At 72.8% G+C, this 12,381-nt stretch carries 7 protein-coding genes; 6 read left to right on the top strand and 1 reads right to left on the bottom strand.

The window, feature by feature from the left end; translation table 11 throughout:
* The first annotated feature begins 156 nt into the window (after positions 1-156).
* Together IE275_RS10180 and IE275_RS46795 are read left to right on the top strand one after the other, a co-directional pair.
* Positions 157-3,585 carry a CARDB domain-containing protein gene (locus IE275_RS10180; protein ID WP_189710002.1) on the top strand — a complete coding sequence of 1,143 codons (3,429 nt, stop codon included), beginning with the start codon at positions 157-159 and terminating at the stop codon, positions 3,583-3,585.
* A gap of 355 nt (positions 3,586-3,940) precedes the next feature.
* Entirely contained in the window at positions 3,941-6,739 is a 2,799-nt protein-coding gene (locus IE275_RS46795; protein ID WP_189710004.1) for a helix-turn-helix transcriptional regulator, read from the top strand.
* A gap of 66 nt (positions 6,740-6,805) precedes the next feature.
* Here IE275_RS46795 and IE275_RS10190 read toward each other — a convergent pair whose 3' ends face one another.
* A complete protein-coding gene (locus IE275_RS10190) occupies positions 6,806-7,906 on the bottom strand; it encodes a SagB/ThcOx family dehydrogenase (RefSeq protein ID WP_189710006.1) in 1,101 nt (366 codons plus the stop codon).
* Between the two features lie 764 nt (positions 7,907-8,670).
* Between IE275_RS10190 and IE275_RS10195 the strand changes: the two genes are divergently transcribed.
* The 4 genes from IE275_RS10195 to IE275_RS10210 are packed head-to-tail and all read left to right on the top strand — an operon-like array spanning position 8,671 to position 12,335.
* Positions 8,671-9,228 carry a sugar O-acetyltransferase gene (locus tag IE275_RS10195; protein WP_189710490.1) on the top strand — a complete coding sequence of 186 codons (558 nt, stop codon included), beginning with the start codon at positions 8,671-8,673 and terminating at the stop codon, positions 9,226-9,228.
* A complete protein-coding gene (locus IE275_RS10200; RefSeq protein WP_189710008.1) occupies positions 9,225-9,965 on the top strand; it encodes an HAD family hydrolase in 741 nt (246 codons plus the stop codon). Before IE275_RS10195 ends, IE275_RS10200 begins: the two co-directional genes overlap by 4 nt.
* A 22-nt stretch (positions 9,966-9,987) precedes the next feature.
* Positions 9,988-11,241, top strand: coding sequence for an ATP-grasp domain-containing protein (locus IE275_RS10205; RefSeq protein WP_189710010.1), 1,254 nt, complete (start codon positions 9,988-9,990; stop codon positions 11,239-11,241).
* Positions 11,242-11,252: 11 nt separating this feature from the next.
* Positions 11,253-12,335, top strand: coding sequence for a phosphotransferase (locus tag IE275_RS10210; protein WP_189710012.1), 1,083 nt, complete (start codon positions 11,253-11,255; stop codon positions 12,333-12,335).
* Positions 12,336-12,381: the final 46 nt, after the last annotated feature.

Consider the following 12,381-nt stretch of genomic DNA (forward strand, 5'->3'; position numbering starts at 1 on the left):
CGTGCACGGCCGACGCTTCTGCCGCGGGCCCACCCCTCCGGGGGCTGAGCCCGCGCTCACCTCCCCGCACCTCACGCACTTCCCGCACCTCCCCGCACCTCCGGGGCCGGTCCGCCGTGCCCTCCCCCCGTGTTCACCGACCGAACAGAGGACCCCATGAGATGGAGACCACCGGGCCGTCGGCCCGTGACCGGCGCGGTCGTCGCCGGGCTCCTGGCGACCGGCCTGCTGCCGCTCACCTTCGCCTCCCCCGTCCAGGCGGCGCCCGCCGCGGCCGATGTGAACCTCGCCCTCGGCCGCCCGGCCACGGCGGGCGGCGCACACGCCGAGTACCCCGCGCGCAATCTGACCGACGGCGTCCAGGCCTCCTACTGGGAGGGCCCGGCCGGGTCCTTCCCGCAGTGGGCGCAGGTCGACCTGGGCGCGGCCCGCGAGGTGGACCGGGTGGTGCTCAAACTGCCGACCGGCTGGGGCAGCCGCAGCGAGACCCTGTCGCTGCAGGGCAGCACCGACGGCTCCGGCTTCAGCACCCTCGCGGCCTCGGCGGTACGGGTGTTCGACCCGGCCCAGGCCAACACGGTGTCCGTCGCCCTCGCCGCCCCGGCGGACGTGCGGTACATACGCGTCAACGTCTCCGGCAACACCGGCTGGAACGCCGCACAGCTCTCCGAGCTGGAGGTGTACGGCGAGGACGACGGCACCGACCCGGGCGACCCGCCGCCGGCCGGCACCAACCTGGCCCGCAACAAGCCGGTCGAGGCCACGTCCTCCGTGCAGACCTATGTGGCCGCGAACGCCACCGACGACTCCGCCTCCACGTACTGGGAGGCGGCCGGCCATCCCTCGGACCTCACCGTCAAGCTGGGCGCCGACGCCGATGTGACCGGCGTCGTGGTCAAGCTCAACCCCGACCCGGTGTGGGCGGCGCGCACCCAGACCTTCCAGGTCCTCGGCCGCGGGCAGTCCGCGAGCGGCTTCACCTCCCTGGCCGCCGAGAAGTCGTACTCCTTCAGCCCGGCGAGCGGCAACGCGGTGACCGTCCCGGTCAGCGGCCGCTGGTCCGACCTGCGGCTGCACTTCACCGCCAACTCCGGTGCGCCCGGCGGCCAGGTCGCCGAGTTCCAGGTCGTGGGCACCGCCGCGCCCGCCCCCGATCTGACGGTCACCGGGCTGGACTGGACGCCGGCCGCGCCCAGTGAGCGGGACGCGGTCACCGTCAAGGCCACCGTGCGCAACGCGGGCACCGCGCGCTCCGCCGCCACCACCGTCGACGTCAGCGTGGAGGGCACGGTCGCGGGCAGCGCCGCCGTCCCGGCGCTCGACCCGGGCGCCTCCGCGACCGTGGACGTCGCCACCGGCACCCGTGCGGCGGGCAGTTACGGCGTGTCGGCCGTCGTCGACCCCCGCAACACCGTCCCGGAGCTGGACGACAGCAACAACAGCCGTACCGCCACGAACAGACTGGTCGTCACCCAGGCGCCCGGCCCGGACCTGGAGGTGCGCTCGATCACCACCAGCCCGGCCAACCCCGCCGTCGGCCAGGCCGTGTCCTTCACCGTCGCCGTGCACAACCGCGGCATCGGCGCGGCGCCGGCGGGTTCGGTGACCCGGCTCCAGGCCGGCTCGACCACCCTCGACGGCACCACCGGCCAGGTGGCCCCGAACGCCACGGTGAACGTGGCGGTCAGCGGCACCTGGACGGCCACCGCGGGCGGGGCGACGCTCACCGCGACCGCCGACGCGACCGGGGTCGTCGCCGAGACCGACGAGAACAACAACGTCCTCGCCAAGTCCCTGGTGGTCGGACGCGGGGCAGCCGTCCCGTACACCGAGTACGAGGCGGAGGACGGGCGGTACAACGGCACCCTGCTCACCGCCGACGCCCGACGCACCTTCGGGCACACCAACTTCGCCACCGAGTCCTCCGGCCGCGAGTCGGTCCGGCTCACCTCGACCGGCCAGTACGTGGAGTTCACCTCCGTCAACGCGGCCAACTCCCTCGTGGTGCGCAACTCCGTCCCGGACTCCGCGTCCGGCGGCGGCGCGGACGCCACCATCAGCCTCTACGCCGACGGCACGTTCGTGCAGAAGCTGACCCTGTCGTCCAAGCACAGCTGGCTGTACGGCACCACCGACGACCCCGAGGGCCTGACCAACCGGCCCGGCGGTGACGCTCGGCGCCTGTTCGACGAGTCCCACGCGCTGCTGGCGCGGAACTACCCGGCGGGCACCGTCTTCCGGCTCCAGCGCGACGCGGGCGACTCGGCCGCGTTCCAGGTGATCGACCTGGTCGACCTGGAGCAGGTGGCGCCCCCGGCCGCCAAGCCGGCCAACTGCGCCTCGATCACCGAGTACGGCGCCGTCCCCAACGACGGCATCGACGACACCGACGCCATCCAGCGGGCGGTCACCGCCGACCAGAACGGCCAGATCTCCTGCGTGTGGATCCCGGCCGGGCAGTGGCGTCAGGAGCAGAAGATCCTCACCGACGACCCGCTGAACCGGGGGCAGTTCAACCAGGTGGGCATCCGGGACGTCACCATCCGCGGCGCGGGCATGTGGCACTCCCAGCTGTACACACTGACCCCGCCGCACCAGGCGGGCGGCATCAACCACCCGCACGAGGGCAACTTCGGCTTCGACATCGACTCCAACACCCAGATCTCCGACCTCGCCATCTTCGGCTCGGGCACCATCCGCGGCGGCGACGGCAACGCCGAGGGCGGTGTCGGTCTCAACGGCCGCTTCGGCCGGGACACGAAGATCACCAACGTGTGGATCGAGCACGCCAACGTCGGTGTCTGGGCGGGCCGCGACTACTCCAACATCCCCGAACTGTGGGGCCCCGGCGACGGGCTGGAGTTCACCGGCGTACGCATCCGCAACACCTACGCCGATGGCATCAACTTCGCCAACGGCACCCGCAACTCCACCGTCTACAACTCCTCCTTCCGCAACACCGGCGACGACGCGCTCGCGGTCTGGGCCAGCAAGTACGTGAAGGACACCTCGGTGGACATCGGCCACGACAACCACTTCCGCAACAACACGATCCAGCTGCCCTGGCGGGCCAACGGCATCGCGGTGTACGGCGGTTACGGCAACACCATCGAGAACAACATCGTCTCCGACACCATGAACTACCCGGGCATCATGCTGGCCACCGACCACGACCCGCTGCCCTTCACCGGTCAGACCCTGATCGCGGGCAACGCCCTGTACCGCACGGGCGGCGCGTTCTGGAACGAGGACCAGGAGTTCGGCGCGATCACGCTCTTCGCGCAGGGCCAGGACATCCCGGGCGTCACCATCCGGGACACCGAGATCCACGACTCGACGTACGACGGCATCCAGTTCAAGACGGGTGGCGGCGCGATGCCGGGCGTGAAGATCACGAACGTGCGCATCGACCGGTCCGTCAACGGCTCCGGCATCCTCGCGATGAGCGGCGCCCGAGGCAGCGCGACCCTGTCCGATGTGACGATCACCGGATCGGCCCAGGGCGACGTACTGATCGAACCGGGCTCGCAGTTCACCATCACCGGCACCCCGAACGGGGCGACGGGCCGACGCGACGTCTACTGAGCACGACGGGTGGGTCCTGCGGGAACGGGGGACCCATCGCCTCCCCGGCGCACGTCGCACGCCCGGTGCCGTTCCCACGGCACCGGGCTCACCGCGTTCCGCGGCCGGTCCGAGGCACGGCCACGGGCCGCCCCGCCGTCCGCCCCCGTGGCGCCCGTAGCCCCCCGTGGCCGCTCCCCGGCGGCACGCGCCTGCCCCCTCCCACACGAGAACACGTGACTTGAGCGGGCCGCCCTCGGCGGAAATCATCGAAACCGGCGATCGTCGCCGCGTCCGCTCCGGGCTTCCGGGCTCCGGTGGCGGGACGCACGGCGTGCAGTCGGCGGAGGGCTCCTCGACGAAAGGAAACGGCACCGTGATCGTGGGGCGGGAACCGGAAAGGGAGCGGCTGCGCGGCCTTGTCCACGCCACGCGGCGGGGACACAGTGGTGCGCTCGTGCTGCGCGGACCGGGCGGCATCGGGAGAACCGCCCTGCTGGACGACCTGGCCCATGACGTCGCGCCGGACGTGCGGGTGCTGCGGGCCACGGGGGTCGAGAGCGAGGCCGAGCTGCCCTGGGCCGGACTGCACCAGGTGCTGCGGCCGCTCCTGCCCGGTCTGGACCGACTGCCCGAGCCCCAGGCTGTGGCACTGCGTGCCGCGTTCGGGCTCGGCCCCGACACCGTCGACACGTTCCTCCTCTCGCTGGGGGCGCTGTCCCTGCTGTCGGACGCCGGCGCGGACAGTCCGGCCGCGCTGCTGGTGGACGACGCGCAGTGGCTGGACCCGGCCTCGGCCGACGTACTGGTCTTCATCGCCCGGCGGCTGGAGACGGAGGGTCTGGCCATGGTGTTCGCCGCCCGGGACGGGGCCCGCCCCTTCGCCGCGCCGGATCTGCCGGAGACCGTGCTGCGGCCCCTGTCGCCCGACGACGCCGAGACCCTGCTGGACCGTACGGCTCCGCGGGCCGTCCGCGGCGTACGGCGGCGCATCCTGCGCGAGGCCGAGGGCAGCCCGCTCGCCCTGCACGCGTTGCCGGCGGCGCTCACCGACGCGCAGCTCGGCGGCGGTTCACCGCTGCCCGACCATCTCCCCCTCGAACCCCGGCTGCGGCAGATCCACCTCGACAGCACGGCAGAGGTCGCGGAGCGGCACGGCACGGTCCTGCTGCTGGCGGCGCTCCAGGACGACGGGGACCTCACCGCGATCCTCGGGGCCGCCGGTGACCGGGACGCGGCCACGGCCGCGCTGTACGCCGCCGCGGCCGCCGGCCTGATCGACCTGGACCAGCAACGGGTGCGCTTCCGCCACCCGCTGGTCCGTTCCGCCCTGTACCAGGCGGCCCCCCTGGGCGCGCGCCATGCCGCGCACCGGGCCCTGGCCCGGATCCTCGACGCGGACGACGACCGCAGGGTCTGGCATCTCGCCGCCTCCACCGTGGGCCGGGACGACACCGTCGCCGGCCTCCTGGCGAACTGCGGCACCCGCTCCCGCCACGCGGGCCGACCCGTCACCGCCGGCCACGCCCTGCGTCGTGCCGCCCTGTTCACCACCTCGTCGAGGGCGCGGGCCCGGTGGCTGGTCGACGCCGCCGCCTGCGCCTGGGAGACGGCCGAACCCGCCCAGGCCCTCAGCCTGCTCGACGAGGCCGAGCCCCTGGCCCACGAGCCGGCCGCCCGGGCCCGCGCGGCCCAGGTGCGCGGCCTCATGACCCTCGTCTCGGGCGACCCCGCCCATGCCTTGCGCACCCTCCTGGACGGCGCGCGCCTCGTCCTGGACGACGATCCCCCTCTCGCGGAGGAGATGCTGCTGACAGCCGCACGCGCGGCGTGGGCGGCGAACCGTCCACGGGAGTTGGCGAGGACGGCTCTCCTGCTGGAGCGCACGGGCCGGGCGGCCACCGGCCGGACTCCGGACCGCCTGCGCGCGCTGCTGCGCCGCCTCGCCGGTCCGGTCTCCCCCGGCACGCCCCGCGCAGCCGTCCCTGCCCCCGGCACGGAGGGGAGCACCGACGGCACGGCGTCGCCCTGGTACGCCGCCGTCGGCACCCCGTCCCGGACCCCGTGGGCTCCGGACTTCCTCCCCCACTTCACGGGCGGCACGGAATCCGCCCTGGAGGCCTTGCGTGAGGCGGTCGCGAACCTGCGCAGGAGCGGCGCGACGGGGGCGCTGCCGCTGACGGTCCTGCCCCTGGTCTCGCTCCAGCTGATCACCGGGCAGTGGACGGCCGCCGCGGCCCACGCCCGCGAAGCGCTCCCGGCGGCCGACGAGAGCGGCCAGTTCACCGCCGGCGCCCAGCTGCGTGCCGTGCTCGCCTGGACCGCAGCCGTGCGCGGCGAGGGGGACGAGTGCCGCGCGCTCGCCGACGAGGCCCTCGCCGTCGCCGCACCGCGCGGGAGCGCCGTCACCCTCGCACTCGTCCACTGGGCGCTCGGGCTCAACGCGCTGGCCGAGGGCAACGCGGCGGGCGCGACCCGGCTGCTGCGCGAGGTCACCACGCCCGGCGCGCCCGCCGAGCACGTCGCGATCGGCCGGCTCGCCCTGCCCGACCTGGTCGAGGCCTACGCACGCGCCGGCGAGACGGGCGAGGCCCGCGCGGCCCTCGAACGGTTCGAGCACTGTGCCGCGCCTGCCGAGGTGCCGGTCCTGCGCACCGCCTGGCTGCGCTGCCGTGCGCTCCTCGCCGACGACGGGACCGCCGAACCGGACGGCGCGGACGCCTTGTTCGGCGCGGCACTCGACGCCACCGCCCCGTCGGCGTTCGAGGCCGGGCGCACCCATCTGCTCCACGGGGAGTGGCTGCGGCGGGCGCGCCGTGTCAAGGCGGCGCGGGACCATCTGCATCAGGCGCTGCACCTCTTCCGCGGTGCCGGGGCCGCACCCTGGGCGGAGATGGCGTCGCAGGAGCTGCGGGCGGCCGGTGAGCAGATCGGGCAGCCGGCTCGTGGTCACACCGACACGCGGACGGGGCTCACTCCGAGGGAGACACAGATCGTGCGGCTCGCCGCCGAGGGCAAGAGCAACAGCGACATCGCCCAGCAGCTGTTCCTCAGCCCCCGGACCGTGGGTCACCACCTCTACAAGGTGTTTCCCAAGCTCGGTGTCACCTCTCGGCATCAGCTGCGCGCGTTGCGCCTGGACACACCGCAGACGCCGGCCGCCGACCTCGCGTAGGAGCGGGATCGGGTGCCGGCGTCCATGGTTCATGTGCACCGTGCTTCGGTCTTCTCGGCCGTGCTCTCAGGGGCCGTACAGCTCGGCCCGGCGGAACGCGTCCAGGCCCGCGCCGTGATCGTCCCGCGGCCGCTCCTCGGGGATGCCGGCGGCGAGCACGTAGAGGGCGGTCTCGGTGATGCCGTCCACTCCGAGGGCGTCCTCCAGCTCCTCGTCCCGGAAGGCCAGGGTCTGGAAGGGACCCATCCCGAGCGCGGTGGCGGTGAGGGCGAAGGTCTGGCCGAGGTGGCCCGCGTTCGTGAGCATGACCCGGTAGGCGCGGGGCGCGCGGTACTTGCTGCTCATCCGTTCGACCACGCCGGTCACGAACACGGTCACGGCCGCCTCGCCGATCGCCGCCTGGTCGTAGCAGAGGTGTGCCGCACGGGCGCGGGAGAAGTCCGCGTCCAGGAGTTCCAGGGAATGCTCCAGGACGTTGTAGTGGTAGAGCCCCGGGGCGACCCCCTCGGCGGCGGACACCGCGACGTACGCCTCGAGTTCCTGGCGTGCCCCGCCGGCCGCGCTGGTCCGTTTCATCAGGGCGCCGAAGTCCTGGCCGTCGAGGAACTCGCTCGGACCGAACACCATCGCGAGCAGCTGGGAGAGCCGTGACAGGGGCAGCGGGGTCTGCCGGAAGCCGCGGTGGGTGCGGCGGCCGTACAGCGTCCGGACGAAGGACGCGTCCGTGTCGGGCGGGACGCGAGGCAGAAGGATCCTGTCCGCGTCCGGGTAGTTCTTGAAGAGCGCCGAGCGCTTGCCGGCGCGGAACTCCTCGTTGATCTCCGGCGATTCGGTGTAGTCGGCGTGCTTGCTGGAGAAGTGCAGGGCGGCCGCCTCCGGCGACCAGGTCTGCCAATGCTCGGCCAGCCGCTCGTCGCGTTCGCTCTCGTCGGGGGCGACGAGGAAGCCGTAGGAGTGCAGTTGTCGCACGGCCGCGCGGCAGGATTCCGGGTCGTAGTCCGGAAAGGCCGATACGGCGTCGTCCTCGGACGTCCAGTCGGTGAACGCGGCGAGGATCTCGGCCGCGTTCGTCGCGAGCGAGAGCTGGGTGCCGGTGAGATGGTTCTGGATGACGAAGGAACCGTCGAGCCAGTAGCAGACGAGATTGTGCGCGCGCCGCAGCAGCATGAATTCTCCTCGGAATGGCCGGGGGCCGATTGCGCATCGGCCCCCGGCTGGCCGTTCGTGGTGCGTCAGCGCTGGTAGTGGACCTTGATGGTGCGGGCGGAAACCGGCTTGGCGGCGAGCTCGATCTTCTTCATGGTGTGCTCCTCTCGATGGGTGAGCCGTTCTGGCTCGCCACCAAGTAGAGCCGGAAGAAGAGGGCTTGGGCATCGGTCGCCCGACTGGTCCTGCCCGGACCGTTCTCCCGGTCGTTCGACGCACGAACGGCGCGTCGGCCGGAGAACGGCCCGCCACCCCGCTTCGAGGAAGGGCCCGCCGGACGTCCGTACGTCGTCCCGCGTCGGCCGGCACCCCCGCACCGAGACCCGACCCGGGACCCGCACCGACCGGTGCGGGTTGCAAAGACGCAGGTGAACGGCCCTGTTGTCGCGAACCGTCCGACCGTCCGTCATCACACCGGGGGACGACAGGGTCAGGACCGGTCGGGCGACCGATGCCGAGGTACCCGGCTCCCGGCTCTACTTGGTGGCGAGCCGAACGGGCTCACTCACCGAATTCACCACGCTGAATTCACCACACCCGAAGGAGACATCCCATGAAGAAGATCGAGCTCGCCGCCAAGCCGGTTTCCGCCCGCACCATCAAGGTTCACTACCAGCGCTGACGCACCACGAACGGCCAGCCGGGGGCCGATGCGCATTCGGCCCCCGGCCATTCCGAGAAGAGTCAGAGGTCGCACGGTGGAATTCGACGAACTCAGACGCCGGATGGCGAACGGCGAACCGTATCTGGCCAGCGAACCGTCGCTGCGGCCGTATCGCAAACGGTGCGAAACCCTGCTGGACCGCTTCAACGCCACCGCGCTGGGCGATCAGCCGGCCAGGAACGCGATCCTGCCCGAACTGCTGGGAGCCGTGGGGGCGGATGTCCGGGTGGTGCCACGATTCCTCTGCGAATTCGGGTTCTTCATCGAGATCGGCGCACGTTCCCGGATCAATTTCGACGCGGTCCTGCTCGACTGTGCGCCGATCGTCATCGGTGCCGACGTCCGGATGGGCCCGCGCTGCCAGCTGTACACCGCCAACCATCCGCACGGCGCCGCGCTGCGGCACGGGGCCTGGGAGAGCGCGAGGCCGATCCGGATCGAGGACGGCGCGTGGCTCGGCGGCGGGGTGATCGTCCTTCCCGGGGTCACGATCGGCGCGGGTGCCGTCGTCGGGGCCGGCAGTGTGGTCACCGGGGATCTGCCGGCGAACGCCGTCGCCGTGGGCAACCCCGCTCGTGTGGTGCGGCTGGTCGACCAGGACGCCGAGCGGGCGTCATGAGACGCGCGGTACCCGTCCCGTCGTTCGACGCCGTGGTGTTCGACCTCGACGGAACCCTCATCGATTCGGTGCGGCCGGACTTCCTGGCCTGCACGGCGCTCTTCGAGGAATGCGGCGCCGCGTTCGTCCCGAGGTTCTGGGCCGAGCACGTCTGCGGCAACGCCGAAGGGTATCCGGCGCTGTTCGCGGCGCTCAGGGAGCGGGCCGGGACCGATCACACCGACGCGGAGCTGTACGACCGGCTCCGCGTCCACTGGGAACGGTTCTTCACCCCCGGCCATGTCGTCCTGATGCCCGGCGCGCTCGCCCTGCTCGACGGCCTGCGGGCGGCAGGGACACCTCTGGCCGTCGCGTCCTCGTCGGGGCGGGAGTGGGTCGAGCGCTGGCTCGGGCACTTCGGTCTGGCGGACCGCTTCGCGGTGGTCGTGTCGGGCGACGACGTCACCCGGCGCAAGCCCGACCCGATGGCCTATCTGCGGGCGGCCGCCCGGCTGGGGGTGCCGGCGCGCCGGTGCGTCGCCGTGGAGGACTCGCGGACCGGTACGGCGGCCGCGCGGGCGGCCGGATGCACGGTCGTCGCGGTCCCCACCGCTCTCACCCGCCATCTCCCCCACCCGTGCGCCGACCACGTGGTGACCGACCTCTTCGAGGCCCGGAGCCTGCTGACGGCACAGGAGCCGGCCGGCGTACGGCCGCCGGCAGCGCACGGCCCGGTGCCCGGTCTCCCCGCACCATGAACTCCAGTGAGGATGAGCAAACATGCTGAAAGGCCGAGTCGCGATCGTCGATCCGAGCCCCGCCGGTCCCACCGGCACTCTCGTCTCCGAGTTCGGCAGGGCCGGATACGGGTGCGTCTACGTCCAGAGCACGCCCGTCCGTCCGAAGATGTACGAGTCCGTGGTGCCCACCGGTTTCGTGGACGAGATCGTGCACGACGGCGACCTCGACCGGACGATCGGACTGCTCTCCCGCCACGAGCCGGTCGCGGTGGTGCCGGACAGCGAGTTCGGCGTCCCCTTCGCGGATCTGCTGAGCGAGCGGATGGGGCTGCTGACGAACGGGACGGCGTTCAGCCCCGCGCGGCGCGACAAGTACCGGATGATCGAGACGGTCAAGGCGGCGGGGCTGCGCGGCGCCCGGCAACTGCTCGTCACGGACGCCGACGAACTGGCCTCCTGGCACCGGGAGCTGGGCGGCCGGGTCGTGATCAAGCCGCTCAGCAGCGCCGGCAGCCAGGGCGTCCACTACTGCGACACCCCCGAGCAGGCGGTACGTGCCTACCGGTCCCTGATCGGCACGGAGAACATCTTCTCGGTGCGCAACGAGGCGGTCGTGGCGCAGGAGTACCTGGTCGGCACCGAGTACTCGGTCAACACGGTCAGCAGGAACGGCCGGCACCATCTGTGCGACATCTGGACCGCCACCCAGATCACCGCGAACGGCGTCCTCGACCTCTGCGACGGCCTGGTCCTGCTCCCCCACCGGGGCGAGCGGGTCGACACGGTGTTCGCCTACTGCGAGCAGGTGCTGGACGCGATGGGCATCCGCCACGGTCCCGCCCATCTCGACGTCAAGCTGACTCCGTCCGGACCGTGTCTGATCGAGGTCGGCGCGCGGATGGGCGGCGGCTGGACGGACCACTACGCGCGCATGGGCACCGGTGAGTCCCAGCTGAACTGGACGGTCGACGCCTACACCGACCCCGAGCGGTTCCTGGCACGTCATCAGGAGCGGTACCAGGTGCGGGAGTTCATCGCCGGCGCGCCCATGATCTCGCCGGTCGAGGGCACCCTGCGGGCGTACCGGGGGCTGGAGGAGCTGAAGCGCCTGGAGAGCTACCACGGGCTGCGGACGTTCGTGCAGCCCGGCGGCCGGATCCGGCGGACCGTCGACGACCTCACCTACCCGCTGCTGGTGGAGCTGCGACACGAGGTGCCCGACGTCGTGCTCCGTGACCTCGCCACCGTCCGCTACCTCGACGGCGAGCGGTTCTACGACGTCGAGCAGCCGTAGGGAGGCCTTCGATGACCGTCGCCGTCCCCGCAGGAACCGAGGAATGGGTACGCCGCGTCCTGAGCGCCCACTGGTCCGGGCCGTCCTGGGAGGAGTGCGCGCTGCGGCCGCTCACCGTGGCCGGCGCCCGGCCCCTGACCCACACGGCGGGCCTGTGGAACGTGTCGGGTCCCGGGGCCGGGCACGTGCTCAAGGTGCAGCTCAACCCCGAGGCCGTGCGCGTCGACGGGTTCGCCGCGCTCAAGGACCGGATCATCACCCACTGCCGTCGTCGGGGCGTCCCGGCCCTGCCGCTGGTGCCGGCCGCGGACGGACGTCCCGGCGTCCGTGTCGACGGGCTGGTCTGCGAACTGAGCCCGCTCAGCGCCGGCACCGTGTCCACCGGCGAGCCGGACCAGGTCGCCGCCGTCGTGCGGACGGGCCTGGACCTGCGCGAGGCGCTGGACGGGCTGCCGCCCGCCGTCGCGCGGGAGCTGGCCGCCGTACCCCTGCCCCGGCTGGTCGAGGAGGAGCACTGGCCGGCCGCCCTCGACGACGCCGAGCGGCGGCTGCTGCCGAAGGCGGAGCGCGGGACCGGCCCCTGGCACCGCGCCGCCGCCGAGGTGCTGCGTGAACTGTGCGCCGCCGCGCCGCTGTTGCGGCGCGAGGCGGACAGCGGGACCGCCCGGTCCGCGGCCCGTACCGGGGTCGTCCACGGCGATCTGCACCTTCAGCACTTTCTGCTGGCGCGGGAACCGGACCGGGTCGTGGCCGTGCTGGACTTCGACAACCTCCACGTCGGCGACCGTCTCCTCGACCTGGCCTGGCTCGCCGACACGGTGGCGCACGCCTGCGGCGACGATCGCGAGGGGGCCCGCCGGGCCCTGGCGGCGTTCCTGTCCGAGGGCCGGCGACGGGGGCTGATCGGTGCCGGTGACGCGACACGGCTGATGCCGGTGCTGATGGCCTACTCGCTGCCGGTGATCGTCGACATCGCCAAGGACATCCTCGACCGGGACATCCTCCTCCCGCAGTGGCTCGACTACTTCGCGCTGCTCTCCCCCAGACGCAGGCTCGCCGTCCACGGGCTGCTGACCGGCGCGGACGGCCGCTGAGCAGGCCCCCGGTCCCGCCGTCGCACCCGCCCCGCCCTCCCGAACC

Origin of the sequence: Streptomyces phaeofaciens, from assembly GCF_014648915.1 — a bacterium.
In the GTDB taxonomy this organism is placed as follows: Bacteria; Actinomycetota; Actinomycetes; order Streptomycetales; family Streptomycetaceae; genus Streptomyces; species Streptomyces phaeofaciens.